Raw genomic sequence first — 24785 nt, forward strand, 5'->3', positions numbered from 1 at the left:
ACCGAAACTCGTTCTGAACTTTGCTCACGGTCGTTGCCCACATGCTCCAGGTTCAATCGCTCGTTAAATCCTTCTCGCTCGATTCCGGGGAGGTGCGCGCGGTCGACGATTTGTCGTTTTCGGTTTCCGAAAAAGTGGTCTACGGCTTGCTCGGGCCTAACGGAGCGGGCAAGACGACGACCTTGCGAATCATTCTCGGTTTACTTGAACCCGACCACGGCTACACGGCGGTTGATGGGATTCACACGACGGTGGATCCGATCGCGGTGAAGTCGCGATTGGGGTTCGTTTCTTCCAACGACGGTGTTTATCCGTGGTTGAGTGTTCGCGAAATGCTGTTGTACTTTGGCGATCTTTACGCCGTCGATCCCGATCTCGCCGCAACGCGTGCGGAAGAGCTTGCGGCGTTAATGGGGATCGAGCATTTACTCGATCGCCGCGCTGGGACGCTCAGCACCGGACAACGACAACGCGTCACCCTCGTTCGTGGTTTGATCCACGATCCGCCCGTCATGTTGTTGGATGAACCGACGCGTGGTTTGGATGTGGTTGGGGTGCAGACGATTTTTGAATACATCGGACATTTGCGTGAAGCGGGCAAGGCGGTTGTCGTGTGCACGCATCGTTTGGACGAAGCCGAGCGGTTGTGCGACCGATTTGGTTTGTTGCATCAAGGCCGATTGGAATACGAAGGTGATTTGACGGAGCTTCGGCAAGCGACCGGTCGTGATCATCTTGTGGATATGTTTGTGGACTTGATGAATAGCGAGGCGGCATGAGTGGAGTGCTGATGCGCAGCCGAATTTTTCGGCTTTGCCAAAAAGAACTGCGTGAAACGATCCGTGATCGGCGGACCGTGATGACGCTGTTAATCATGCCGCTGCTTCTCTATCCGCTTCTGAGCATGGCTTTGAATCGGTTTCTGCTGACCTCCGGAGCCAGTCCGACAAATGTTTTTGTCATCGGCGTGGCCACGCAGAAGGAGGGGGAATTGCTGAGGTCGTTTTTGGACGATCCGCAAAGCCAACCCCCTAGCTCTATCGCCGAGTCGAGTGGAGGAGGCATCGCTGAGTTTGACATCCGGTTGACGGAGAACGGAGATGCCGTAGAGGCGTTGAACGCAAATCGATGTGATGTCGCAGTGCAAATTGAGTTTGCCGAAACGCCGCATTTCACGATCACGTCGTTTCGCGGTGACGCCGGCAGCCAAAATGCACGTCGCGTGCTGGTCGAACGTTTGCAGTGGCTACGTTCCAATTTTGCACAGCAAGTTGCTGAGGTGGTGGCGTCTGATTACCGTCCTCCGGCGGAGGTGAGCGTTGCTGAGATTGGTCAACAGGGCGAGATGCCGCTGTTGGCAACGATCGTGCCGTTGGTGTTGGTGTTGATGACGATCACGGGGGCGGTTTACCCCGCGATCGATTTAACCGCAGGGGAGCGAGAACGCGGTACGATGGAATCGTTGATGGCGTCGCCGGTGCCTCGCTTTTACGTGTTGTTTGCCAAATACATCGCGGTAGTGATCGTTGCGTTGTTAACGGCCATGGTGAATCTGTTGGCGATGTTTACGACGCTGTGGTTGTCCGGGATGTTGCAGTTCTTGACGGGCGACAACGCATTTCCTTGGATTGCCGTGCTGCAAATTCTAGGGCTGTTGATTCTGTTTAGCGGTTTCTTTTCCGCATTGTTGCTCTGTTTGACGAGCTTTGCCAAATCATTCAAAGAGGCTCAAGCCTATTTGATTCCGGTGATGTTGTTGGCGCTCGCGCCAGGCATGTTGTCGTTGATGCCGGGCGTCGAGTTGAGCGGGCCATTGGCGATCGCACCGTTGATCAGCATCGTGTTGTTAGCTCGCGATCTGCTCGCAGGAGCTTTCAATCCGGTGGGCGCCTTGGCGGCGGTGCTTAGCACGATGGGGTATGCCGCCGCGGCGTTGGCGGTCGCCTCGCGATTGTTTGGCAATGATGCGGTCACGCGCACGAGTGAACAATCGATTGGCTCGTTTTTTCATCGTCCGCAAAAAGTGACTCCGGTTCCGAGTGTCCAATCGGCGGCGTTGATGTTGGCGTTATTGGTGCCGATTTATTTCATGGGATCCAACGGTCTGATGCGGTTTGTCCAAGCGTTTGGGGACCAGGTTTCGATGTCGGCAAAGTTTGCGCTCAATATCATGACGCTGCTGTTGACGTTCGGGTTGGTGCCGTTGGTCGCAACGTGGCTGGGGCGACATCGCTACCGCACGACGTTTCGACTTCGCATGCCGCCGATGTTTTGTTTCGTTGGGGTGGTGTTGATTGGGTTCGGGGCCTGGGCTCTGGCTCATGAATCGTTTGTCGTCGCCAAGTCGTTTGGGATCGGAGGCTTAAGCGACGAGCGGATCACGGAGGTGCTTGGACAATTGGCGGCCATCAAACAGGTGCCGGTAGGGTTGTTGTTGTTGACGTTTGCCGTCGCCCCGGCGGTGATTGAAGAGTTGTGCTTTCGCGGTTTTCTGTTCTCCTCGTTTTCTCGTGTGATGTCCCCTGTGCAAACCATCGTGCTCACTTCGGTGTTGTTTGGTTTGTTTCATGTGTTGACGGGCAATGCACTGTTGATCGAGCGGTTCATTCCAACGACGTTGTTGGGATTGATGCTGGGTTGGATCGCGTATCGAACGGGCAGCGTTGTGCCGGGGATGGTGATGCATTTCGTTCACAACGGATGGCTTTCGTTGTTCGGACGCTACAGTGAACAATTTGATTTCCTGGGCAGCGCCGTTGACAATCAGCAAGCTCATTTACCGTGGCTGTGGATCGTGGGGTTCACTGCGGTTGGTGCGCTGGGTGCGTTGATTGTGTGGTGGAGTACGCGCGCGTCCGATATCGTTGATCGCTCCGCGATCCATCCGCAAGCTTGATGTAGAAAAGAGTCGAAGCAATGCGTTGTTTTGGAAGTTGCGTTGTTGCCGTTCTTGCCTGCTAAATTATAACCCGACGCGTCAGCGAGGGACCGAGTCACGAGTGATATTCCCTCGCTTACACTTCGGGTTATGAAAACGTGTCACTTCCAAAGGCGTTGCCTGAGGATGTCATAGGATTGTCCCGCTAGGGCGAAACGCAAAGATCGCGGAGCGATCAGCGACGCTTGGCGATCACGCCGACGCGGATGTCACAGACGTTGGTGCCGGTTGGGCCAGATTGGATTAGACCGCCGGTTTGCGCAAAGAAATGATAGGCATCGTTGCGTCGCAAAAAATCGGCGATGTCGAGTTGTTTTTCGCTGGCGATGCGATGCACGCTCGCGTCCAATATCGCACCGGCAGCATCGGTGGGGCCATCTTCGCCGTCGGTGCCGCCGGATAATAAGGCAATTTGGCTCCACTCTTCTGGCGTTAAATCGCAGTCCAAGAGGGTTTGATAGGCGGCCAGGACAAGTTGTTGATTGCGGCCGCCGAGTCCGCGGATCTCCGCGGGCGCGAGCGTGACGACCGGTTCGCCACCGGTGATCAAACAATTCGATCGATGCTCGTCGTCGCTGCGAAGCATCGCCACCAACATCTCGGCAAACTCGCGTCCCACCGTTTCGGCGGACGGTTCGGCGGTTTTGGCTGAGTGCATGATATGGTTGTAGCCGAGCCGCTCGGCAACGATCCCGGCTTCATCGACCGCCAGTGCATTGTTGCCGATGATGCAGGTCGTGGCGGTCGTTGTGGGAGGCGGATTCGTGACGGGGGCGGAATTCAGGGCGTCGTAGACCGATGCGGGCAAGTTTCGCTGGGGATCGAATTTCGCCAGTACATCCAACGCGTCCGTGTTGCTCGACGTGTCCTCCACCGTGGGTCCCGAAGCGATCAAGTCGATGGGATCGCCGAGCACATCGGATAGGATCAAGGTGATCAATTGCTTGGCGCGACACGCACGCAGCAATCCGCCTCCTTTGACATCGCTGAGATGTTTGCGAACGGTATTCAGCTCGGTGATGTCCGCGCCGGACGCACTGAGATGCCGGATCACCGCGAGTTTGTCCTCGAGGGTGACACCGGAGATCGGCGCGGGAAGCAACGCGCTGCCTCCGCCGGAAATCAACGCGATGCAGAGGTCACGCGGGTTCGCAGCGCGGACGAGTCGCAAGATTTGTTCGGTTCCGTAAACGCCGTCGGAGGTTGGTTCGTTCACTGACGCCGGACGAGCGGGATGAATATGGATATGGCGAAGTACTTCGGATCCCTCTGCGGGGACGGTGCCTTCAGGTACATTGATCCAGCCCTCGATGGGCAACCGATCGCCGATCGCTGCGGTCAACCCCGTGGCCATTGCGGTGGCTGCTTTGCCCGCACCGACAACAACGATGCGGTCGAAATCGGCGAGCGAGAAAACATGATCGGCGATGCAAAGTTGATCGTATTCGACTTGGATTTGCGAGACGACGAGCTCATGGGCACGGACGGAATCGACCCCGGCGTTCCAGATCGAAAGGGCGTCTTGTCGCAGACTTGGCATCGATTCTTGTCTCCCTAGGTCCATTGTTCTTAGATGACTGTTACAACTTGTAGACTATGACGCAACCAACTGAGAATCCCGACCGTGACGTTTTGGCTTCGGAATACTTCGATCTGATTCCGTTCCAACCGTATCCCGTCCAAGAAGAAGCCTTGCTGGCGTTTTTTACGAACGAGCAAGGAGTGCTGGTGTGTGCCCCCACCGGGACGGGGAAAACGCTGATCGCCGAGGCTGCGGTGTATGAAGCGTTGCGGACCGGCAAACGAATGTACTACACCACGCCGCTGATCGCACTGACGGACCAAAAATTGGTCGAGCTTCGCGAGTCGGCCGTCCGCTGGGGATTTTCTGCGGACCAAGTCGGTTTGGTGACCGGCAATCGGACCGCCAACCCCGACGCCCCCGTGTTGGTGGTCGTCGCTGAAATTTTGCTCAATCGGTTACTCAATCCTGAGTCGTTTGATTTTGACAATGTTTCGTCGGTCGTGATGGATGAATTTCATTACTTCAACGATCCCGAACGTGGCATTGTTTGGGAGTTGACGCTCGGATTGCTGCCGGCACATATCCGCACAATGCTATTGAGTGCGACGGTGGGCAACGCCCTCGATTTCACCTCGTGGTTGTATCGATCGCACCAACGGCGGTTGCAATTGGTCTCGGGAACCGAACGCAAAGTGCCACTACAATTCGAGTGGGTTGAAGACGACATTCTGGCCGACTTTGCCGAAAAAATCGCCGCCGGAGACGAGGTCACGCGACGGACACCGTCGCTGCTGTTCTGTTTCAGCCGCTCGCAATGCTGGACCACCGCGGAACTGTTGAAAGGCAAAAGTTTAATCGACAAGACACGCCAAGCCGAATTGGCGGACTATTTGAACGCAGCCGATATGAGCGAAGGTGCGGGGCCAAAGCTGAAGGCGATCCTGATGCGCGGCGTCGGTGTGCATCATGCGGGCGTGCTGCCGCGTTATCGGCGGATTGTTGAAGAGTTGTTCCAGCGGAAATTGTTGAGTTTTTGTGTGTGCACCGAAACGCTCGCCGCCGGCATCAATCTGCCCGCGCGAAGTGTGGTGTTACCCAGTTTGCTGAAAGGCCCGAAGGACAAAAAGAAACTGGTCGATCCCTCGTCGGCGCAACAGATCTTTGGGCGCGCCGGGCGGCCTCAGTTCGACGACCGCGGCTATGTCTTTTCGTTGGCCCACGAAGACGACGTCAAAATCAATCGTTGGCGAGAAAAGTACGATTCGATTCCTGAGGACACCAAAGATCCGGGATTGATGAAGGCCAAAAAACAGCTCAAGAAAAAAATGCCCAAGCGGCGGAGTGGCGAATCGTATTGGACGGCGTTGCAATTTGAACAGTTGCAGCAAGCGGCCGCCGCGAATCTGTCCAGCCGAGGACGATTACCGTGGCGATTGCTCGCTTACTTGTTGGGTGAGAACGCCGAAGTGCAACCGATTCGCGATTTGGTCGGACGTCGCTTGTTGCCGCCCAAAGGCATCGAAGAGGCTCAGCGCGATTTGAATCGGATGCTGATCACGTTGTGGACGGCCGGTTACATCGAACTTGATCCCAAGCCGCGAGCGGCTTCGCCCAAACTGATCAAGAAATCGAAAGACGATGAGCCGGCGGTCAAAGCGACCGAAGGTTTGTTTGGCAATTTGCTGGATCAAATGCGGAGCGATGACGAGACCCAAAAGGCGAACGAAGAAGAGGACAACCAAGATCCGGCTTTGATCGAAAGTCGTGGCTACGAGGTCGACGACTATCGACCGACGCTAGCGAAGCCGACCGACCGATTGGAACGCTTGGTGCATTTGAAAAGCATCAATCCGTTGTTTGGCGTTTACTTGGCCGACCAATTGGCGATCGCCGATCCGCAAGAACGAATCGCGGTGCTGGAAAGCGTTTTGGAGGTTCCTGGTTCGGTGGCTCGCTATGTGCGAATGCCTTCGTACGATGACATGCCCGCCGGCACGCTGGCAACGACGCGGTTGGATTCTCAATTGTTGACGATGGGGCTGGCGACGGCCGAGGAACTCGGGGCCAAGGGAGATGACGAAGAGGAAGAGGTGCGTGATCGCGGCTTCGGTCGTGTGATGTTTGACGAACCGCGGGTGTGGCCGTTGACGATTGGCGAAAAACTATTGCGGTTGTTTCGCGAAGAGTTTCCACGCGTGCACAACGTCAACGTACGTCCCGTTTGGATTGTCGGCGAGTTGCTCGAGTTTGGTGGCGATTTCAACAAGTACGTCACCGCGCGAAAGTTGCAAAAGGAAGAGGGGATCCTGTTTCGCCATTGTTTGCGGATGATTCTGTTGTTGGATGAGATGGCCAATGTTCCTCCGCTTGAATCGACCGTCGAGACCTGGGAAGATCCGCTCGACGATCTTGCGGATCTGTTGACCGAATCGTGTCGCAAGATCGACCCGCAGAGTACCGATGAAATTTTGTCGGACAGCAAAACACCGGTTGATGATTTGGTCGGACTCGGACGCCGCAACTCTTAGCGTCGTCATCGATTTGCCTTTCACGCTAGAGCTGCCGATGCCACTTCAATCGGCTCGGAAATTTATGGACTATCGATCAATTATGAACGGCCGGCGAAAAGGTCCGTTGGCCGCTGCGATGCGGGGTGGACTTTGGGTTGCCAGCCGAGCGTATGCCGTCGGCGTTTGGAAACGCAACCGTGGTTACGACGCCGGACAAGGGGTCGTGCAATGTGATGTGCCGGTAATCAGCGTGGGCAACTTGACCACCGGCGGAACCGGAAAGACACCGGTCGTTTGTTTCTTGGCAAAATGGTTTCGCAGCCAAGGCATCCGCGTAGGCATCGTCAGCCGCGGATATGGTCGCGGCGATGCCGATGCCAACGACGAGGCCCTTGAGCTGTATGCTCGGCTGCCGGATGTGCCTCACGTGCAAGATCCCGATCGTGTGGCCGCAGCAACGATCGCGGTCGACGAATTGGAAGTCCAACTGATTTTGATGGACGATGGGTTCCAGCACCGTCGCTTGCATCGCGATTTGGATTTGGTGGTGGTTGATGCGACGGAGCCGTTTGGGTTTGGGCATTTGTTGCCACGCGGTCTATTGCGAGAACCGATTTCGAGCCTCGCGCGTGCCGACCTCGTCATCCTCAGCCGCTGTGATGCCGTCGCTGAGGATCGGCTGCGGTCGATTGAGCAGCAAATCGAGCGGGCTAACGCAGGGCTAGCGGTCGTGCGAAGTGCACACGTCCCGACCGCGTTGTTGGAGTACCCCAGCCTAGAAGTTCCGATCGAGGCGTTAGAAGGGTGCAACATCGCCGTCGTCTCTGCGATCGGAAATCCCGATGCCTTTCGAGAAACGTTGGTGCGATGTGGAGCAACGATCGTCGACTCGCGTGATTTGCCTGATCACGATCCTTATGCTCCTGAGACCGTCGAGTCGTTGCGGACTTGGATTCGATCGTTGGGCGATTCGATTGCAATGGTCGTTTGCACTCACAAGGATCTAGTGAAGCTTTGCACCGATTCGCTTGGGGGCATTCGCTTAGCCGCATTGCTTGTCGAGCTCCGTTTGCAGCACCGCGATCAAGCTGATCTTGGCATAACGGAGGAGGACCCGAGGAGGAACCCGTTGACGGGGCTGCTTGAGAACATCGCGCAGCGGGTTCAACAAGACAGCGAAGGGGTCGAAGAGAAGGGATCTTGAACGTCTCTTCCGTGCGAAGAGACGTTCAGTTTGATCCGCAAAATCGAAGGAATCAATGCCTTCGCTTATTCAGTGGCAGGTGCTGCTTCTTCAGCTGCAGGGGTTTCAACAACCGCTGCTGGAGTTTCAGCAGCTGCAGTGGTGTTCGAATCAGCGGCATCTACTTCAACGGTTTCGTCGACGACGACTTCAGGTGGGGCAGGCGGCTTGCAGCCAACGGAGACAACCATCAATGCAGCAGCCAAAAAGGTGGGGACGATCATTCGGAGAGTGGGCACTGAAAAAATCCTCAGTCTAAGAAAGGGGGGAAAGCGTTCGCACGAAAAATACGGGATTCGCCATGCAATGGCTTTCGTGAGAACGCAAAGGCCGTCATCGACCTTTGTTCTTCTATAGTGGACTCAGTTTTCTTCAAATTTGAAGGGGATGAGCGCAATAATCCTCCAATTCCTCACTAAAAATCAGGGACTCGGGTCAGTTTTAACGGTGAGGCTGAATTCATTTACGGTGAAAATCCGATTCCCCAAGGGAGCCCTGCTCGGGTTCGTCCCCCCGTTTGAACCCTTGTTTTTGGTCGAAGCGATTCTTATGAATACTCGTCACCTGATTCCCCTTTCGCTCGCTATCGCCGCCATTTGGGGCGTGCTTTCCCAGCCGTCCTGGGCCCAGGAGGCTGAAACCCACGCGGAAGCCCAGGCCGAAGGTGAACACTCGTCACTCTTTGCGTCCACGGCGTCGCCCTCGGATTCCACCAGTCTCTCGCTGAGGCACGAGCGAACCCGGACGGCTGCGGAGATTCGGCAGGCTCGAGCACAGTATCGTTCCCAGCAGCGGATTGCTCGTATGGAGTACAATTTGTGGATCGGTCACGATCCGCTGCGACCAAATTGGAGTGCCACTCCAATGACCTCCAGCCGCTATGCGCCGCGACGCACTTATTACGTCCCTGTCTACGTTCATCACTAAGACGCCTCCGTTTTCTCCGAAAAACATCACCCGGCGCGTCCGCGACGGACCGCGTGAAGTCAGCATCGAGCGTCGTCCCCCCGCTAACGCTTCGATGCAGCAACGGCAGTGCGACGAAGTGCCACACATGCAGCGCATCTAAGTGATCGAATTTCTTTTCAGAATTCTCTTCAGTTTGCGCGAGGGATCGTCCGATGAGTGTATTGGGAGCGGAGTGACGATGTGCGGCACCGCCTGCGCCGAGATCTGTCGTGAAACTCGCTCCATCATTTTCTCTCCTGTTGATGCTCGTCACAGGACTGGGTTCGCTAGGCTGTTCGCTTGTACCGGATACTCGCCAGCGTGAATCGCTGCACAACCCGTTTCCACAGATGAAACGCGTCGCCGTGCTGCCGTTCTTTAACCAGAGCAATGAACCGACGCTCGACACGGGGTTGGTATCGGAAAGCTATTACGCGGCGTTGCAAGCGGTCCCTGGTTTTGAAGTCATGCCCATCGGCGTCACCCGAGCTCAGTGGCTGCAATATTCGGCAACTTACGGCGAGCCAACGACGGGGGCGGATTTCCAGCGGCTGGCCAAAAAGATGGGCGTAGAAGCGATTGTCGTCGGATCGGTCACCGATTTTCAGTCCTACTATCCGCCGCGGATGGCGATGACGGTTCACTGGTACGCGGCCAACGAAGGCTTCCATCCGGTCCCCGCTGGCTACGGATTGCCATGGGGAACCGACAAAGAAAAACAGATTCCGCGACGGATCGTTCGCGAAGCGGAATTTGAACTTGCCCGCAGCCAGCTGGAAACGCAATCGCCACTTGCCTCGGATGAGCCCGCTGCGGTTGCCGGGAACAAGCTGCACCGTGTCTCTGGGGAGCTGCCCATGGACGTGAACCAACTTCGTCCGCCAACAACGACGGAGCTCGGTTTGCCGCCGGACACGTACGCCGATGTCGGACCGCCAGGATTGGGCGAGGATCAATATGTAGAGAGTCAAAGCGGAGGACCGTCGTTGGCCGACGAGGTCGGATTGGGAGTGTTCCGCGACGCATCGCCGGAGGCCCCGCTACCGCAGAATTGGCCGGACCCGACGGACTTGATTCCCGATCCCCCCTCCCCTGTGCGGCCGACGACCTTGGTCAATCATGATCCCGTGCTCTCCCACACACGGATCTACCGAGGAGATGACTCTTATTTCACAAATCGACTCGCTGACTACGTTGAAACGGGCGATGATGCGCGTTCGGGAGGATGGCAGGGTTATTTAAAACGTAGCGATGATTTCATTCGTTTCTGTTGTCACGTCCACATATCCGAAATGCTCGAATCCCGGGGTGGAAGTGACACAAGGGACCTCATCTTGCGGTGGCCGCTCAGCCGATACTGAAGTCCAGGTAAGCCGGGTAAACCCGGCTGTTTGGCAACAGCGTTGTGACTAGCAAATGGACACTTGCATCAAATGGATCAGGAAATCAATGTTTTAGCGCTGGTCAAGGGCGAAGAGCGGTTCATCTTCTTGTTCGATGATGTCAACCGTGATGAGACGCTGCGTCAATTAGCGCGTTTCGCTGCCGACCCGGACCTCGAGTTTTCATGGTATGACGCGGCGATGCTGAGCCGCAAAATCCGTGATGCCGTGCCAACCGAAGATGACATGCTGGCTAGCGAAGAGTTTGACAGTTTGTCGATCGACGACTTCCACTAAGTCGCCGTCAACCGAGTCAAGCGTGATCATCCCTCGCGGACGCGTTGTGAAGTTGCGGACGCGTTGTGAAGTTGCGCCATTGCTGTTTTTTCCAGCAAATCATCACCCGAAGCGTAATCGAGGGACTGAACCAAGATCGATTTTCCCTCGCTTACGCTTTGGGTTGTGAAAACTCGCACCGTTCAAAACTAACGCCTCCGGTGAAGATGCATCCAGCGGACGCTGGCACGTTGCGGCTGGTGAAATCAACACACCACCAGTCGATTGGCTACGGCGTGTAAAGACGTTCGAAATACGCCGGACGGTTCCACGCCGTCCCGCAAAAATAGGCAGCACGACAGACCGCCAAATGTCACTGCGACTTTCGCTACGCTCGAGCCCCCACTGCACTCCATGCAAAGCGCGATCACTCAATTTTTGAAATACTTGGCGACCGAACGCAACGCGTCGGATCTGACCATCAAAGCCTATCGTGAAGATCTGTTCGCGATGATGGAGTGGTTTCGCGCCACGCGTGGGAAGGTTCCCAAGCCGGATGCGTTATCACCTCAAGAGTTGCGTACCTTTCAAGCGGCGCTGCAAGAAGCGGGGTACGCAAGGACCACGATCGCACGCAAGCTCGCGTCGCTGCGTAGCTTCTATCGCTTTGCGATGCGACAAGGGATCGCGACGCTCAATCCCGCCAAGCCACTTCGCAATCCGCGTCGGCAACGCAAGTTGCCTCTCGTGTTGAGCAATGAGGAAGTGGGCCGTTTGTTGCTGGCCCCTCCAAGTCATGATGTGGCGGGGCTTCGCGATCGAGCGATCTTGGAAACGATGTATTCCTCCGGCTTGCGTGTAAGCGAGTTGGTCGGACTGCGTGACCGTGATCTGGATTTCGATGAGCAAATTTTGCGTGTGCGCGGTAAAGGACGCAAGGAACGAATTAGTCCGCTGGGATCGTTTGCCATCAAGGCGATCAAGAAATACGAACAACGGCGGGTCCGTGACCCCAAGACGGAGCAGCTCGGCCGCGATGCTCCGGTGTTCGTCAATCGTTTTGGCAACATTCTAACCACACGCAGCGTGGGACGAATGCTCGACAAACATATTGCCGTGGTGGGACTCGATTCACGCGTGAGTCCTCATACCTTGCGTCACAGTTTCGCGACGCATCTACTTGATCGCGGCGCCGATATCCGTAGCGTACAAGAGTTGCTCGGACACAAAAGTCTTGCTACGACCCAAATCTATACGCACGTTAGCGCTGCGAATTTGTTGTCGGTCTACGAGAAAGCGCATCCGCGAGCAAGTTGAAACTGTGGATGAGACTCCCTGACATGTCAAAGAGTCGAGCGGGAGCTCTGCACAAGGGACGGGGATGTGGTTCGATTTTTAGCTCTCGTTCTAACCCCAAAAACGCGTCTAACGCCAGATGACCGCTGCCGAAGCCAGACCCAAATCGGGTTGGCTTTTCAAGCAATCGATCGCGTCCCGGCTGGAACCGTCGATGCCCTTCTGAGCAATACGCAACAAGCGTATCAACCTCCAAGTTATCAACGGTGCACCCCATCCCCTAAGCGGCGCGCAAACGCTTATTCACGCTTCGCGTTATACGCTTCAACCGAGCTATCGTACGTCGACGTATGCAAATCCCCAGCAGTCCCAAGTCTGGCTGCGAAGCATGCGACGCCATCAGACGTTTATTTCCGCCTTGAAAATGAAGCGAATGAAAACGGACCGCTTCATTGCCGTCTTTAAGTCGTCCATAGGGTAATGCATTCTTCCAATGAATTGACTTGCGGACGTCCCCTACAAAATCGCCCGTCACGTGCATGCCGGGGTCGATGATGCCACGCTCGTATGACTGATGCGAACTGGCAACTCGCTCAGGAAACTCGTGGGCGAAATACTCAAACGCTAACATATCGGAGATGCCTCCCAGTCCACCTTCTGATTGCCGCTGTTCGAAAAAGGCGTTTAACTTTGCATCGAGCGTTTCATCGGTGTACATGCGGAGCACGTAGTTGCAGAAATCTTCGAGTCCTTGCCGGTTCTGAACTAGTAGCGAGTGGCCACTTTTCGCACAAATAACTAAGTCGACATCACTATATTGTTCCGCCAACTCAGACATGTCACTGTAGATCATGACATCAGAATCGTGACACCAGCAACGTTCGATGCCTTGCTCTTTCATCCACTGAAGCAGCACGAACCAACGTTGAAAACAGAACAGCTCGAATTTAATTCCATTCGTGCTGCGATGCTTATAAACCTTCTCAAATTCTTTCGCAGAATCAAAATGGTCGGCGACATCATAGTGCTGCGTAACCCATTTTATCTTCCGGTTCTTTCGGTCGCCTAGCAACGCAATAGGCAAGTCAGGATTGGTCAATTGAGCTTGACGTGTTGCAATCCACAGGTGTTCGGCAAATCCAGTATGGATAAAGACGATCGGAAGCGACATTCGAATTGATCCTTCAAGATGTTTGGCCATGTAGAAAAATCGGTGGGGGAGGAATACAGGCTCTAAGCCTTTTAAAGGCTTGCAGGAGAAAAATGATCTCGTTGGGCATTCGGAAGTCTTATGTTCTACCGTGTTTTTGATTCGGAGCATCGAATCAGTGCAGATCAAAGCCAACATTATTTTGAAATGCCTTCGAGACTTATCGAGAGGCGTTCCGATTGTTTTTGGCGATCCACAGACGCTTCTAAGGATATCGTTTTTCTTTCCCATTCCAGCGATCTTTATCATCGCGGAGCAAGACGACTTTTTTGTCTGGATTCGTCATGCGTGCCGTTTCAAGAACCTAGGTCCGATGGCCGCTGCTACCGAAATGCGTGAAGATAATCGGCGGGTTGGACAACGAAAGATTCTGATGGTGACGTGGACGGCGGTGAGTACCTTTGGCATGCGCGTCTTAGCCCTCAAGCGGATGGCTCAGAAGTCCGTCCTGCGGGGACTAACAATACCGCTTGGCTAATTGCCGCGGCGAGGCTCCCAAGCGGTAGCGGCATTGCAGATTCCAATTCCGCAGCGTTTGACGGACGATGCCTCGTTCTTCCCAGCGACGGGCACTGATCGTGATCGGACCGGAAAGCAACACAGGTCTAGCGATCGCTCGCATGGTCCGTGAAAAAGCCACGTCTTCCATCAATTCGATCTCTTCAAAACCGCCGGCTTGTTTGTAGACGGCTCGGCGGACAAAAATGGCTTGGTCGCCAAACGCCATGCCGCGATAGCGAACTCGCGCCGCATTCCCTTTTTCGAGGATTCGGTAGGCACGCCGCGGGTGATCGATTCGTTGCTGAAACGCTCCCCACACGACATCGGGGATTTCGCAGATTTGGTTTAGACACGACGCATCGAGTTGATTGTCGGCGTGTAGGAACAGTACCATTTCGCGACTTGCGAAAACGGCACCTGCGTTCAATTGAATGCCACGTCCGGGAATCGAGCGAATGATTTTTGTGGCTCCCGCCGCGGTTGCGACGGAGACGGTTTCATCATCACTACCTCCGTCGCAAACGATCACTTCGGACGCCCCAGCCTGCAACGCCGAACGAATCGCATACGCGATCGACTGAGCTTCATTGATCGCGGGGATGACCACTGAAATATCCGCGGGTGTCATTCGTTTTGTACTTCTCGAAGTCGGACATAGGCTATCGGTCCCAGAATCAGCAGCGGCACCCAAGCGGACATCGCGGGTGACAATAAGTAGCCGCTGCCTCCCATCGCACCTGAGAGCGTTTTGATACCAAAAAAGAACATCACGGTGCCAATCGCAACGGCGATCATTAGAAATAGATTCCGTCCGCGTCGATTCACGACGATGGGCAACCCGAGTAACACCAAGGCGTAATCCAGTGTCGGCCGGACCATCCGTTCGTGCAACAGCACTTGGACACTCATGCTGCTATGGACCGCTGGGTTTTTAATTCGCGACGCCAGTTCGGAGATCGAGACCATGCGAGACGTTGATTGATCGGTTTGTAAGAATTCGGAATGGATGGTCGTTGCGATGAAACATTCATTGGGCTGTAGCCACGGATGATCGTGCCGAGTCAAAATGACAGGGCGATTTTGGGTTCCTACCGAGGGCAGCGAATCGATTTGCTCGGGCCGTTTGATCCCACGGACCCAATAGCCTTCGGCATGATCCGCGGTCGCTTCGGTCCACTGTGCGGTTCGAGCGGTGATCAAATCTCCGTAGCCCGCAAAATCACCGTCCAACCGAAAACTGGGGTAGTTGATGCGTTTGCTTTTGGCCAACAACGATGCCCCTTCGATCAAGATTTGGTTGGTCAAGTCGTAGCAAGGAAGGATCGGTTGTTCGGGTTCCTGTTCCATCGCTTTGGCTTTCATTGCCAGAGCATCACGGTAATGCGGCAACAAGAATTCTCGATTCACTAATTGAACCGCGATGATCAGAAAGGACGCGACGAGCATGGGACGCAGAATCCGGCCATGTGAAATGCCTGCCGAAAGCGTCGCCGTCATTTCACCGGTGCGTCGCAGCCATCCGACGGTAAATAGCAATGACATCAAGACAATGATGGCGCCGGTCCAGTCGAATAACAACAACATGTAGGGACCGTAGAACCGGATCATCACCCGCACCAATCCGCCGTCGGTTCGCGCTTGATGGACAAGGTCATCGAGGCTGGTGAAGGCGTGAAATACGATAAAAATGCCCGCAATCGAGCAAAAACATACCAACACCGTGCGGAGGAATAAAATCAGGATGTATCGATCAATCTTGGTCACGATCAATCCAGGTGGGGTCGAAGGGAGGAAATGAAGTGAAACGGCAAACGGGCTGCGTTTGCATCGTATCTAGGGTGGACTATCTAAATTCATGGCGGTTGAGACAAGACCAGTCGTGAAATCCGCCAATGGGAACACGCCGTTTTGACGTTGTTTGCGGCGTTCGACTCACCGGTCCAATAGGGGCGTTTCCAAATCGGTGACCAACTTGGGAAGGTTGGCGGCGCCCGTTGGGGTCGCGTCGGTTCGCTTGGGTTGTCGGTCTTTCGGGGTATACTCCAGTGATGAATGTGCCGTCGAGAGATATGCCGAAGCCCCCAATCGCTCCGACGATTGCGGGGGAAGATTCGTTGTTGGACAGCGTGATGGCGGATTACGTCGAGAGGCAGGAAAAAGGGCTCTCGCCCGACCCCAACCAATACCTGATCTCGTACCCCCAATTTGCCGATGAACTGAAAAGCTTTTTTCGCAATCATCATTGGCTCGCTGGCGATCCGAGCCCTGCGATCGTGCCGCCCACGTTGGTGGGAACCCGTATCGGGCCCTATCAAATCGAGTGCGAGATCGCTCGTGGAGGGATGGGGGTGGTGTACCGGGCCAACCAAGACAACCTCGGGCGACCGGTTGCTTTGAAGCTGATCAGCAGCGGGGTTTTGGCCTGTGAAGAAGAACGGCGCCGGTTTCGGATCGAAGCCGAAGCGGCTGCGGGACTGCATCACCCCGGCATCATTGCGATTCACGATATTGGATCGTGGGGCGGTTATGAGTACTTTTCGATGACGTTGGTCGAAGGCCCTACGCTTCAACAGAACGTCGATGACCGAAGTTTGGACAACCGGTGTTTTGATGATCCGGAGGCGGCTAAGATCGTTCGCGATGTCGCCTGTGCGGTTGCCTACGCCCACCGCGCCGGCATCGTGCATCGGGATCTGAAGCCCGAGAATATTCTGATCGCCGACGATGGCCGTCCGTTGGTGGCCGATTTTGGGTTAGCCAAATGGCATCGTGATGGAGCCCTCGTCACGCGGACGGGCCAAGTTTTAGGAACGCCTCATTACATGAGCCCCGAACAAGCGGCCGGAGTGCGTGACGTCAACGAAGCCGCAGATATCTATTCCCTCGGTGCGATTTTGTACGCATTGTTGACCGGCCATCCGCCTCACCAAGAACAATCGGCGGCCGAAATTCTTCGCGCGGTGCTGCACGACGATCCGATCTCGCCTCGATTGATTCGCCACACGATCCCTACGGATTTGGAGGCGATCTGTTTGAAAGCAATGCACTACGAAGCCGATTGTCGCTATCCGTCGGCCGAGGCGTTTGCCGATGATCTGGACCGCTATCTAGCGGGGGAGGAGGTTGCCGCGTGCAGCAGTGGGATCCTGGACCGAGTCGCGCGCGAAATCCGTCGCGACCAGCACCAGAACGATTTTGCCGCCTGGGGTAACACGTTGACCGGCATCGGGATGATCATCTTTGTCACCCACCTGGTGATCTTCACGATGGATCGACTTTTGTTTCCGACCTGGATTGCCTATTGGATTCCGCGAGTCATCATGCTGTCATTGATCTTCGCTTCGATCTATTGGGCCCGACGTGGTCAGATCTTGCCGCGGACGGTCGCCGAGCGTCCGGTTTGGTCGATTTGGCTCGGTTACTTAACGTGCCTGTTCACGATGAACCTGTTATTGCTGTTCGGAGAGCTTGATGGGCGGGTCTTATTTCCAATCGCATCGGCGCTGAGCGGGTTTGGGTTTATCGCGATGGGGGGACACGTGTGGGGCGGGACCGCAATCCTTGGACTGACTTTCTTGGTGGGCGCCGTGATCTCGATGGGATGGTTGCCGTACGCCTCGCTTGTGTTTGGATCGATTTGGTTGGTCAATTTGTTGGTGTTGGGGCGACACTACCGGTCGCGGCAGCGACCGGAAATCTAACAAAGCCCGCATCATCTGAATAATCGTCGCGTCAGTGAACGGTCGTCATGATCGATGCCGACTGCACAAGGTAGCGACGCAGTCTTGGTCGACAGAATCGGAACGTCGCTAGGATCCGCGATACCGTGAATGCGAAGGCGTGTTTCACGCTTGGATTGTTTCCCGGTGGATCGTTGTGTCGCTTCTGTGATTTTCACGCCCTTGATACCCGCTGCCCACGGCAATGCTATGTCACGATTTTTCTTGGCCATTACGATCGCGTGTCTCTCGGTTTCGGCAAACGCGCATCACCCCGATCGTGAAAACCAGCCGGTTCATCCGCGAATCGATGTGATCGGTCCGCTTGGCAATCGGTTACCTGAGTCCTATCGGCGCAAATTCAATCGACCGACGTACCTTGGCGGCAAAGTGGCTTACCACATCGCCCCGTCCAGCCAGGAGGCGATGGCATGGCACAAGGCCGAGCATCGTGGGGCGTATGCCAATAAGTCGTGTCGCTCGGTGACACATTACTTCTACCCGAAGCCGTGGGAGGCGATGCGGATCGGACCTCGCGTCTCGTCCGATTCGCAGGATGACGGCATTGTCCAAGCGGACGAGGACGCCACAGACCCTTCGCTACGACTAGACCCAAGAACTGATTATTGGGAGGCGGAGGCGGTCCCCTCGTCTGCCAGCGACGTTCCCACGGTGGGGCTAAAGCTAGCCGATCCGTTGGATTTGATCGGAGAGTAAGGCTGGGGATGGCAGTACCCGAGGCGTCAGGGGTCAAGTTGCGTTATTTAAGGTGTTCCGGGCTGAAAGCCCAGCAAGCTGAAGGCCCAGCAAGCTGAAGGCCCAGCAAGCTGAAAGCCCAGCAATTTGCCTAGGCTGGTCCAACCGAGCGAGATCTTCTTTGCGGATCTTCTTTGCGGATCGTCTTACCAGGGCTTTGCCCCTAAATCCAAAAGTGCAATTTCAACGCTGACGCGTCGGGTTTTGATTTTGATAGCGTGCGGTATTCAAAAGCCGTCCCGCGTCCATGCACCTTCAATCGCGACAACTTCAAGAAAATTCTCAGAAGCGTCAAAGTTTACCTAACCGGACTCCGATAACTACTCTCGGACGAGGAGGTCTCGAGTTGCTACGTGGCAATTTCGGGGCTTCACGGAGGGGGGCTTCCACACTCGGCCCGATCGGAATGCGCTCGTCGCCTATGGCGACATCGTTAAAGCGTGTTTCACGGCGGCACCGCCCAGGAAGCCTTGAGCATGAACCGCTCGCTGTTACGATTCACTGCGTATCTTCAGCTTGGGATGACCATCCTATTCGCGTGTGGGTGCGCACCGACACAACCGTTTTTTCTGAATGAGTCTCCGGACCTTCAGTTCTATCTCAACCAAGCGACGGCGATCGAGTATCCCGACGTTGAAGTGGAGCATTTGGCCGAGACCACCGGCGCGCTGCCTCCGTTGACGGTTGGGAATCACGATTACCAGTTCTGGAATTTGTCGTTGGAAGAGTGCGTGTCGATCGCACTTCAGAACTCGAAGTTCTTCATCACCACCAACGGCAACGCTGAATTCCGCCAAAACGTTGCGGCCCAATTCACCAGCGGGAATGCCGATCAATTTGGCAGCATCTACGACATCGCGGTTCAGCAATCGACCACGCAATCGGTTCCTTTGACCGTCGACGGCAGCGGTAACCGCGTCTTGCCACGAGGCGTGTTGCGTGCCAACCAAGTCGGTGGCGTGGAAGACGCGTTGGCCGAATTTGATGCTCAAGCGAGCGGTTTCATTAACTATGGGACCACCGATCGCACCCGTAACGTTGGTGCACTTAACAGCATCAATCCGCAACAATCGCAAGGGGTCGATACCACTCAGCAAGCCGCGATCAGCAAGCGAATGGCTACCGGCGGCGTCGCCACGCTTCGTCAACAAGTCATCTACTCGCATAGCAACGCCGAGATCAGTGCGGTTTCACGAGCCGTGCCAAGCGATTGGACTGCCGTGCTTGAAGCTCAAGTGCAACATCCATTGATGCGAAATCGTGGCACCTTGATCAATCGCATTCCGGTCGTGCTCGCCAGTCTCAATGAAGACCTGACCATTGCAGATTTCGAAGCTCAAACTCGTAACTTGGTTCGCGATGTCGAGGTCGCTTATTGGAACCTTTATGTTTCCTACCGCAACGTGGCGACCGCGATCATCGGTCGTAACAGTGCGATTGCAACGGCTCAATTCGCTCGTTTGAACTTGGAAAACGGGACAGGCACACGCCAAGAGTTAGCTCAAGCGGTCGAGCAATACTACCAATTCCGCGGCATCCTAGAATCGGCCATCGCTGGCTCGAATCTTCCCGGTTCGGATCGATTTGGCGTCTATGGTAACGAACGTGTGCTGCGTGAATTGATGGGCATCACCGCGACCGACGGGCGCTTGGTCCGTCCCATCGACGAGCCTTCGTTGGCCCGCGTCGAATTTGACTGGAACGAGTCGGTTGCACAAATGTTGTATCTCAGCCCAGAAGTTCGCCGTAACAAAACTCGGATCAAACAGAACGAGTTGGAATTGATGGCTGCGAAGAATCAAATTCTTCCCGAAGTCAACGTCTCGCTGCTGTACCGTTGGGTTGGCCAAGGCGACACGCTTGGACCTCCCAGTGGCAGTGACGTGGCCGGCCCGAACCCAGGTAGCAGTGCGTTGGGCGAATTGACCGGCGGCAATTATCAAGAAGGAGCAGTGCGTTTAGAGATCACGCCACCGGCCTTGGGGGCTCGACGTGAATTGACACGGATTCGTGGCGCCCAATTGCGGTTGTCTCGCGAAAAAGCCTTCTTGCAAGAACAAGAGCGGTTGTTGGTCAGCCAATTGAGTGACGCGACCGCCAAGGTTGCAACGCACTACCAATTGGTGCAAACCAATGCACAACGATGGCAAGCCGCCGAGCAAGAAGTGGAAGCACGATTGGCCGAATTCAAGGGTGGACGAAGTCCCGTGAACGTTGTGCTGCAAAGTCAACAGCGTCGTGCACAAGCACAAATCGATTATTACCGAGCACTCGGTGAATACAACAAATCAATCAATTACGTCGACTATATGAAGGGCACGCTGCTGGCGAACAGCAACATCACCTTGGCCGAAGGGCCTTGGAACAAGAAAGCGTACTGGGATGCCCTGGAACGAGCTCGTGAGCGAAGTGCGGGGAAACAAGTCAAGTACGGTGTGACGCGGCCCGGGGTTGTGCGAACCGGACCGGTACGCGATGCCAACGCCGCCGTCGACATGATGGATGGATCGACCACGTCGATGGGCCACACCATGGTGCCGGGCGAAGAGTTCCTCAACGATCCGTTGAACATGAATCTGGGGCCTTACCGTGATGCGATCGACGTGAACGATATTCCACTCGGCGAGATGGGGTCACCTCAGGAGATGTTTGATCCCGGCACATCGGTCGAGCAACTTCCACCTGGGATTCCGTCACCACGCGGGGTTCCCAGCGAAGCGGCTCCCGCGATGCCAAGCATCGATAGCCTGCCTGATGCGGGAACATTGCAACCCTTGGACATTCCGGTGGGAAGCTCCGTCGCTCCGATGAACTACGAAACGGAATCGGCTTCAGCAAGTATTTCGGATGTCGACATCCGCTACGCACCCACCCCAGTAGCACGTCGAGCACTACCGTCTCGTTAGACACGAGACGACACCAATTTTCCTTCGGGCGGAGGCATACGAGGGCTGCCCGCATTACGCGTCGGGAACGACAGCCCTCGTAAAACGAAAGTTCGAGCGCGCCGCAAGGCGCCTCGAACTTTTCGTCGTTGGTAGCTGGGATAGGCTTCCCAGCGTGTCCTCTTCATTGGAATCCGCTTCAAGTATCCCGCCGCATCAGGAATTTCCGCTAGGCGATCGATGGAGGGCCGGTTCCCACCGGCCACTCATGTGCGGCCGGTGCCCGGTAGGAACCGGCCCTACCCCCTCCCAGCGTAAAACTTCGTCGAAACGGCGTCGTTTCGGGCTTGGATTCTGCCCACAAGGAGCAGTGGGATACCAGGAATCGCTCGCCGAAATTATGTTGATCCTTGTGTTGCTGACGCTTAACAAATTGCCAAAACGCCGTTGGGCACTCCAGCAACCTGCAGAGGCAAACTAGATCAACCCTCTTTCGGGCCCCTTCGGAACATGTCCACAAGCACAAATCAGCCATCGCATTGCTCGTCCTCCGCTTCGAACGCTATCGATTTTGTCGATGGGTTTGCACGGCGTCACCTTGGATCTTCGGAAACCGAACTCGCTGCGATGTTGGATTTGCTCGGTTTCGATTCACTGGACGCGATTTCCGACGCCACCGTGCCAGCGGACATTCGTCTCGATGCCCCACTTGATATTCCCGATCCACGCGGCGAGCGGGAATGTTTGCAAGGCCTGAAGGCGATCGCCAGCAAGAACAAAATCTACCGCTCGTGCATCGGGATGGGGTACACCGGCACCGTCACGCCACCAGTGATTTTGCGGAATGTCTTAGAGAATCCAGGTTGGTACACCCAGTACACGCCCTACCAAGCCGAAATTTCGCAAGGGCGTCTCGAAGCGTTGCTGAACTTCCAAACCGTGATCGCCGATCTGACCGGATTGCCGTTGGCCGGGGCAAGTCTGCTGGACGAAGCGACCGCGGCCGCCGAAGCGATGGGGATGTGCATCGCGATTGCCAACCACAAGAAAACAGGCTTTTGGGCCTCCGACGATTGCCACCCACAAACGTTGGCGCTACTGAAAACACGGGCTGCCGGTTTAGGCGTCGATTTAAAGATTGGGCCGGTTAGCGAGATCGATTTTGATTTTGGCGATGGCGGTCTGTGTGGCGTGCTGGTTCAGTACCCAACCACCGATGGCCGGATCAACGATTACAGCGAATTGGCGGCACAAGCCAAAAGCCACAAGTGTTTGACAGTTGCGGCGGCGGATTTGTTGGCATTGACGCTGATCACGCCTCCGGGCCAATGGGGCGCCGACATTTGCATTGGCAGCGCTCAACGATTCGGAGTGCCGATGGGATTAGGCGGACCGCACGCTGCGTACATCTCGACTCGCGATGAGTATGCCCGCAAGCTTCCCGGGCGGATCATTGGCGTTTCCAAAGACTGCCATGGCAACCGTGCGCTTCGCATGGCGATTCAAACTCGCGAACAACATATTCGCCGTGACAAAGCGACCAGCAATATTTGCACCGCCCAAGCACTACTTGCGATCATCAATTCGTTTTACGCGGTCTATCATGGCCCCGAAGGATTGACGAGCATTGCCCGCCGAGTGCAGGGCTTCACCGCCGCACTCGCCAAAGGACTCGAGCGACTCGGTCACAAGGCGACTCATGATGGTCCCGTCTTTGACACGATTCGAATTCGCTTGGGCAAAGGACGCACGCATGCCGCCCGCCAGGTTGCCGATGCGGCACGCGAACGCCAAATCAACTTGCGTGAATACGATGACGGTTCTCTCGGGGTGACCCTCGATGAAACCAGCGACCGCGGATTGGTTGCGGATCTTTTGGCCGCGTTCAATTTTGGACATTACACCGGTTTCGATATCGATGAATTGCTCGCTGAGGCTGAAGCCGAAGGTCTATGCGATCTAACGGGGTTTGCCCGCACTAGCGATTTCTTAACTCATCCTGTGTTCCACACGTATCGCAGTGAAACCAAGTTGCTACGGTACATTTTCAAGTTGATGAGCCGCGATTTGTCGCTCGCTCACAGCATGATTCCGCTGGGTTCGTGCACGATGAAATTGAACGGCACGAGCGAAATGATCCCGGTGACATGGCCCGAGTTTGCCGAGATTCATCCGTTCTCGCCCGATACTCAGTGGCGTGGTTACACGCAAATGTTCCGCGAGCTGGAATCTTGGTTGTGCAGCGTGACAGGGTTTGCGGCGGTCAGCTTGCAGCCCAATGCGGGGGCGCAAGGCGAGTACGCCGGATTGCTTGTGATTCGCGCCTACCATGAACATCAAGCCGCCAAAGCAGGGCAAAAAAACGAACGCAATGTTTGTTTGATCCCGACCTCCGCGCACGGAACCAATCCCGCATCGGCAGTGATGGCGGGGATGAAAGTCGTACCGATCAAGTGCAACGATCGCGGCGATATCGACATGGACGATTTGAATGCGAAAGCTGTCCAGCACAGTGACAAACTTTCCTGCTTGATGATCACCTATCCGTCCACGCACGGCGTTTTTGAAAGCACCGTGCGACGCGTTTGTGACTTGATTCACGAGCATGGCGGGCAAGTTTACATGGACGGTGCGAACATGAACGCCCAAGTCGGATTGACCAGTCCTGGCAAAATTGGCGCAGACGTGTGTCACTTGAACTTGCACAAAACGTTCTGTATTCCTCACGGCGGTGGTGGTCCCGGAATGGGGCCGATCGGTGTGGCGCCACAACTCGCTCCGTTTTTACCCGAGCATCCGGTGGAGCGTCCTGATACTGCGGGCGAATTTGCGATCGGGCCTGTCTCGGCAGCACCCTATGGCAGCCCCAGCATTTTGACGATCAGCTACGTGTACATCGCCTTGATGGGGGCGTCGGGACTGAAACAGGCAACGCAAGTTGCGATTCTAAACGCGAACTACATGGCCAAGCGTTTGAGCGAGCACTTTGACATCCTATACACCGATGACAAAGGTTTCGTTGCCCACGAATTCATTGTCGATTGTCGCAAGTTCGAAAAGTCCGCAGGCGTAAAAATCGATGACATTGCCAAGCGTTTGATGGATTACGGTTTCCACAGTCCGACGATGTCTTTCCCCGTGCCCGGTACGTTGATGATCGAACCGACCGAAAGCGAGAGCAAAGATGAGCTTGATCGGTTCTGTGACGCGATGATTTCGATTCGCGCCGAGATTCAAAGCATCGAAGACGGCAAGATGGACGCAGAGGATAACCCGCTGAAGCACGCTCCGCACACGATGGGAGCGATCGGCAGCGACGATTGGCAGCATCCTTACACGCGAGAGCAAGCGGCTTGGCCGATGGCGTGGTTGCGAGACGCCAAGTTCTGGCCCACGGTAGGCCGCATCGATAGTGCCTACGGCGACCGCAACCTCGTTTGCAGTTGCCCGCCAATGGACGATTATTCGTAGGCGTATGATCGTCTAGCTTGGCGTTACCAGCTTGGAAAGCTGGACGACATTGATGTGGGATGTAGGGCCGGTTCTCGCCGGCCAATCACAGGGAGGGCCGTTTCCACCGGCCTTTCGCCTTATTT

The 24785-nt window shown here is 55.5% G+C and carries 18 protein-coding genes; 13 read left to right on the forward strand and 5 right to left on the reverse strand.

The window, feature by feature from the left end; all coding sequences use genetic code 11:
• The first annotated feature begins 41 nt into the window (after positions 1 to 41).
• Both Pla52o_RS03130 and Pla52o_RS03135 read left to right on the forward strand, forming a co-directional pair.
• Complete coding sequence (locus Pla52o_RS03130; RefSeq protein ID WP_146593093.1) at positions 42 to 779, forward strand: ATP-binding cassette domain-containing protein; 738 nt, start codon at positions 42 to 44, stop codon at positions 777 to 779.
• Positions 776 to 2896, forward strand: a complete 2121-nt coding sequence (locus tag Pla52o_RS03135) for an ABC transporter permease subunit/CPBP intramembrane protease (RefSeq protein WP_146593094.1) — start codon at positions 776 to 778, stop codon at positions 2894 to 2896. The genes Pla52o_RS03130 and Pla52o_RS03135 overlap by 4 nt, the downstream gene beginning before the upstream one ends.
• 217 nt (positions 2897 to 3113) lie before the next feature.
• On the opposite strand, the gene Pla52o_RS03140 is transcribed toward Pla52o_RS03135, so the two are convergent.
• Positions 3114 to 4478: a glycerate kinase type-2 family protein gene (locus Pla52o_RS03140; RefSeq protein ID WP_146593095.1), complete on the reverse strand. Its 1365-nt coding sequence runs from the start codon at positions 4476 to 4478 to the stop codon at positions 3114 to 3116.
• A 56-nt stretch (positions 4479 to 4534) separates the two neighbouring features.
• On the opposite strand from Pla52o_RS03140, the gene Pla52o_RS03145 reads away from it, so the two are divergent.
• Complete coding sequence (locus Pla52o_RS03145) at positions 4535 to 6991, forward strand: DEAD/DEAH box helicase (RefSeq protein ID WP_146593096.1); 2457 nt, start codon at positions 4535 to 4537, stop codon at positions 6989 to 6991.
• Between the two features lie 82 nt (positions 6992 to 7073).
• Complete coding sequence (gene lpxK / locus Pla52o_RS03150; RefSeq protein WP_231612052.1) at positions 7074 to 8177, forward strand: tetraacyldisaccharide 4'-kinase; 1104 nt, start codon at positions 7074 to 7076, stop codon at positions 8175 to 8177.
• Positions 8178 to 8242: 65 nt separating this feature from the next.
• On the opposite strand, the gene Pla52o_RS27305 is transcribed toward lpxK, so the two are convergent.
• A complete protein-coding gene (locus Pla52o_RS27305; RefSeq protein WP_146593098.1) occupies positions 8243 to 8455 on the reverse strand; it encodes a hypothetical protein in 213 nt (70 codons plus the stop codon).
• 229 nt (positions 8456 to 8684) lie between these two features.
• Here Pla52o_RS27305 and Pla52o_RS03160 point away from each other — a divergent pair, with 229 nt between their 5' ends.
• From Pla52o_RS03160 to xerC, 4 genes are all read left to right on the forward strand, one after another.
• Positions 8685 to 9143: a hypothetical protein gene (locus Pla52o_RS03160; RefSeq protein WP_197168967.1), complete on the forward strand. Its 459-nt coding sequence runs from the start codon at positions 8685 to 8687 to the stop codon at positions 9141 to 9143.
• 284 nt (positions 9144 to 9427) lie between these two features.
• Complete coding sequence (locus Pla52o_RS03165; RefSeq protein ID WP_231612105.1) at positions 9428 to 10525, forward strand: hypothetical protein; 1098 nt, start codon at positions 9428 to 9430, stop codon at positions 10523 to 10525.
• 72 nt (positions 10526 to 10597) lie between these two features.
• Complete coding sequence (locus tag Pla52o_RS03170) at positions 10598 to 10843, forward strand: hypothetical protein (protein WP_146593101.1); 246 nt, start codon at positions 10598 to 10600, stop codon at positions 10841 to 10843.
• 393 nt (positions 10844 to 11236) lie between these two features.
• On the forward strand, positions 11237 to 12139 hold the full coding sequence (gene xerC / locus Pla52o_RS03175) for a tyrosine recombinase XerC (RefSeq protein ID WP_146593102.1): 903 nt from the start codon (positions 11237 to 11239) through the stop codon (positions 12137 to 12139).
• A gap of 259 nt (positions 12140 to 12398) precedes the next feature.
• Here xerC and Pla52o_RS03180 read toward each other — a convergent pair whose 3' ends face one another.
• Positions 12399 to 13289, reverse strand: coding sequence for a hypothetical protein (locus Pla52o_RS03180; protein ID WP_146593103.1), 891 nt, complete (start codon positions 13287 to 13289; stop codon positions 12399 to 12401).
• Between the two features lie 157 nt (positions 13290 to 13446).
• Between Pla52o_RS03180 and Pla52o_RS03185 the strand changes: the two genes are divergently transcribed.
• On the forward strand, positions 13447 to 13806 hold the full coding sequence (locus Pla52o_RS03185) for a hypothetical protein (RefSeq protein ID WP_146593104.1): 360 nt from the start codon (positions 13447 to 13449) through the stop codon (positions 13804 to 13806).
• On the opposite strand, the gene Pla52o_RS03190 is transcribed toward Pla52o_RS03185, so the two are convergent.
• The gene (locus tag Pla52o_RS03190) at positions 13786 to 14457 is read right to left on the reverse strand and encodes a TIGR04283 family arsenosugar biosynthesis glycosyltransferase (RefSeq protein ID WP_146593105.1); all 672 of its coding nucleotides are present in this window, start codon (positions 14455 to 14457) and stop codon (positions 13786 to 13788) included. The two genes, Pla52o_RS03185 and Pla52o_RS03190, sit on opposite strands and share 21 nt — an antisense overlap.
• Complete coding sequence (locus tag Pla52o_RS03195) at positions 14454 to 15593, reverse strand: LptF/LptG family permease (RefSeq protein WP_146593106.1); 1140 nt, start codon at positions 15591 to 15593, stop codon at positions 14454 to 14456. Before Pla52o_RS03195 ends, Pla52o_RS03190 begins: the two co-directional genes overlap by 4 nt.
• 305 nt (positions 15594 to 15898) lie before the next feature.
• Here Pla52o_RS03195 and Pla52o_RS03200 point away from each other — a divergent pair, with 305 nt between their 5' ends.
• From Pla52o_RS03200 to gcvP, 4 genes are all read left to right on the forward strand, one after another.
• Positions 15899 to 17530: a serine/threonine protein kinase gene (locus Pla52o_RS03200; protein ID WP_197168968.1), complete on the forward strand. Its 1632-nt coding sequence runs from the start codon at positions 15899 to 15901 to the stop codon at positions 17528 to 17530.
• Positions 17531 to 17758: 228 nt separating this feature from the next.
• Positions 17759 to 18265, forward strand: a complete 507-nt coding sequence (locus Pla52o_RS03205) for a hypothetical protein (protein ID WP_146593108.1) — start codon at positions 17759 to 17761, stop codon at positions 18263 to 18265.
• 515 nt (positions 18266 to 18780) lie between these two features.
• Positions 18781 to 21210 carry a TolC family protein gene (locus Pla52o_RS03210; protein WP_146593109.1) on the forward strand — a complete coding sequence of 810 codons (2430 nt, stop codon included), beginning with the start codon at positions 18781 to 18783 and terminating at the stop codon, positions 21208 to 21210.
• A 489-nt stretch (positions 21211 to 21699) separates the two neighbouring features.
• A complete protein-coding gene (gcvP, locus tag Pla52o_RS03215; RefSeq protein ID WP_146593110.1) occupies positions 21700 to 24660 on the forward strand; it encodes an aminomethyl-transferring glycine dehydrogenase in 2961 nt (986 codons plus the stop codon).
• Positions 24661 to 24785 lie beyond the last annotated feature (125 nt).

Source organism: Novipirellula galeiformis, assembly GCF_007860095.1.
GTDB lineage: Bacteria > Planctomycetota > Planctomycetia > Pirellulales > Pirellulaceae > Novipirellula > Novipirellula galeiformis.

What these genes read in the sequence shown, in the direction of transcription:
- Pla52o_RS03130 (WP_146593093.1), top strand. Translation starts at nt 42, where the DNA reads ATGCTCCAGGTTCAATCGCTCGTTAAATCCTTCTCGCTCGATTCCGGG.
- Pla52o_RS03135 (WP_146593094.1), top strand. Translation starts at nt 776, where the DNA reads ATGAGTGGAGTGCTGATGCGCAGCCGAATTTTTCGGCTTTGCCAAAAA.
- Pla52o_RS03140 (WP_146593095.1), bottom strand. Translation starts at nt 4,478, where the DNA reads ATGCCAAGTCTGCGACAAGACGCCCTTTCGATCTGGAACGCCGGGGTC.
- Pla52o_RS03145 (WP_146593096.1), top strand. Translation starts at nt 4,535, where the DNA reads ATGACGCAACCAACTGAGAATCCCGACCGTGACGTTTTGGCTTCGGAA.
- lpxK (WP_231612052.1), top strand. Translation starts at nt 7,074, where the DNA reads ATGAACGGCCGGCGAAAAGGTCCGTTGGCCGCTGCGATGCGGGGTGGA.
- Pla52o_RS03165 (WP_231612105.1), top strand. Translation starts at nt 9,428, where the DNA reads ATGCTCGTCACAGGACTGGGTTCGCTAGGCTGTTCGCTTGTACCGGAT.
- Pla52o_RS03170 (WP_146593101.1), top strand. Translation starts at nt 10,598, where the DNA reads ATGGATCAGGAAATCAATGTTTTAGCGCTGGTCAAGGGCGAAGAGCGG.
- xerC (WP_146593102.1), top strand. Translation starts at nt 11,237, where the DNA reads ATGCAAAGCGCGATCACTCAATTTTTGAAATACTTGGCGACCGAACGC.
- Pla52o_RS03180 (WP_146593103.1), bottom strand. Translation starts at nt 13,289, where the DNA reads ATGTCGCTTCCGATCGTCTTTATCCATACTGGATTTGCCGAACACCTG.
- Pla52o_RS03190 (WP_146593105.1), bottom strand. Translation starts at nt 14,457, where the DNA reads ATGACACCCGCGGATATTTCAGTGGTCATCCCCGCGATCAATGAAGCT.
- Pla52o_RS03200 (WP_197168968.1), top strand. Translation starts at nt 15,899, where the DNA reads ATGCCGAAGCCCCCAATCGCTCCGACGATTGCGGGGGAAGATTCGTTG.
- Pla52o_RS03205 (WP_146593108.1), top strand. Translation starts at nt 17,759, where the DNA reads ATGTCACGATTTTTCTTGGCCATTACGATCGCGTGTCTCTCGGTTTCG.
- Pla52o_RS03210 (WP_146593109.1), top strand. Translation starts at nt 18,781, where the DNA reads ATGAACCGCTCGCTGTTACGATTCACTGCGTATCTTCAGCTTGGGATG.
- gcvP (WP_146593110.1), top strand. Translation starts at nt 21,700, where the DNA reads ATGTCCACAAGCACAAATCAGCCATCGCATTGCTCGTCCTCCGCTTCG.